The 1,207-nt window shown below is 74.0% G+C and carries 1 pseudogene; it reads right to left on the bottom strand.

Annotation, left to right across the window (positions count from 1 at the left end):
• Positions 1–1,174, bottom strand: a pseudogene (locus FV223_RS28070) (cobaltochelatase subunit CobN); the annotation flags it as partial.
• Positions 1,175–1,207: the final 33 nt, after the last annotated feature.

Here is a 1,207-nt window from a genome sequence, read left to right as displayed (position 1 = left end):
CGCCGGGATCGTCGACGATGAACGGGTAGACCACGGGCAGGGCGCCGATCGCCCGCGCCGGCCAGCATGCGGGCGCGAGCGCGACGGCCTTGCCGGGCAGCCATTCGGTGGTGCCGTGGGTGCCGAGATGGACCAGGGCGTCGAAATGCCGGCGCAGGCCGAGATGGAACGCGAGGTAGGCGTGCGTCGGCGGCTCGTCGGGATCGTGGTACCCGGCCTTGCGGTCGTCCGACCGGCCGCGGTCGGGCTGGAGGAAGATCGCGATACGGCCTGACGCGTCGTCTTCCCCTTCCCCCGCTGCGGGGGGAGGGGGCGTGTCGCCCCCGGCATCCACCATCCGAAAGCGGAACGCGCCGTCGCGGCACGTCGGGTCGGCTTCGGGTTCGCCCCAGCGTTCGATCAGCGCCTCGCGCGAATCTTCCGGTAGCGTCGCGAGCCAATCCCCGTAATCGGGCAGCGGGATCGCGAAGTCCGGCGCACCGTCCGTCAACGCCTGCATCAGGGCGGCGGCCTCCGGCAGCGATGGGCCCGCGTAGCCGGCCGCCGCGAGGTCCGACACGATCGCGCGCGCGCTCTCCGGCGTGTCGAGGCCGACGGCGAAGCCGGCGCGGCCGCCGCGGGACGGGTAGTCGGAAAGGACCAAGGCGATCCTGCGATGCCCGCGCGGCGTCGCGGCCAGGCGCAGCCAGGCGGCGGCACGGTCGGCGAGCGCCGCGATGCCGGCCGCGTAGGGCACCGCGCGGCGCTCGGCGTAGCCGTCGGCCGCGTCCGTTTCCTGCTTGAACGAGATCGGGAAGCCCGAGAGGCGGCCGTCGAATTCCGGCAAGGCCACCTGCATGGCGAGGTCCGCCGCGTTCATGCCCCGTGCCGACGCCTCCCAGGCCTCCTGCGGGCTGCCGACGGTGAAAGCCTGCAGCACCGGGCAATCGGCCGCGTCGAGGACGAACCCGGCATCCTCGCGCGCCGAAAAGGCGGTGGCGGCGACGATCAGGTCGGGTTTCCGCGCGAGGATCGCCGCGAACACCGCGTCGACCGCCTCCGCATCCTTGAGGCTCGCCACCGCCAGGGTCAGCGTTCCGATGCCCCGCTCACGGAGGGCGGCCGCCAGCGCGTTGGCGGGTGCGCCGTCGCCGCCGAGAGCCGCCGAGCGGTAGACCAGGATCAGCGCGTGCGGCGCAGCCGCGCCGGGCGCGCTGATCCTGGTCTA

Origin of the sequence: Methylobacterium sp. WL116, from assembly GCF_008039455.1 — a bacterium.
Lineage (GTDB): Bacteria > Pseudomonadota > Alphaproteobacteria > Rhizobiales > Beijerinckiaceae > Methylobacterium.
The sequence above is the reverse complement of the archived record's forward strand: the minus strand, read 5'-3'. Positions and strand labels throughout refer to the sequence as shown.